Raw genomic sequence first — 427 nt, forward strand, 5'->3', positions numbered from 1 at the left:
GCCCGGAACGGGTGCTCACCATGCCCGGAACGGGTGCTCACCATGCCCGGAACGGGTGCTCACCTCGGGCCGGAATCGGTGCTCAGCATGGACCGGAATCGGTGCTCACCATGCTCCGGTACACGCATCCTCCAGCGTTGAATCGTGCGCGGGGCCACCCCGAGCCGCTCGCAGATGGCCTCCAGGCGCACGCCCCTCTCCAAGGCCTCGTCGACGTGGGCGAGCGTCATTTCTCGCTCTTCTCGTCCCCGGAGTCGTCCTCGTCTGCCAGGTGCCTGTCGTCCCACCCCATCGCCTGAAGTTTTTTTCTACGCCGGCAAATATGGCCTGAGCCCCTCTTCGATGCCTCGGAGGTAGCCATCCGGGTTGGCCCGGAAGCGCCGGCCCAGGATGCGAGGGACGCGCCGCTGCTCAAGCTGAAAGCGCA

1 protein-coding gene is annotated in these 427 nt (G+C 66.5%); it reads right to left on the reverse strand.

Translation table 11 applies throughout. The features are described 5' to 3' along the window. Window positions 1-59 precede the first annotated feature (59 nt). Complete coding sequence (locus HUA78_RS47995) at window positions 60-230, reverse strand: helix-turn-helix domain-containing protein (protein WP_174479139.1); 171 nt, start codon at window positions 228-230, stop codon at window positions 60-62. Between the last annotated feature and the right edge of the window lie 197 nt (window positions 231-427).

Origin of the sequence: Myxococcus sp. CA033, from assembly GCF_013336625.1 — a bacterium.
Classification (GTDB): Bacteria; Myxococcota; Myxococcia; order Myxococcales; family Myxococcaceae; genus Myxococcus; species Myxococcus llanfairpwllgwyngyllgogerychwyrndrobwllllantysiliogogogochensis.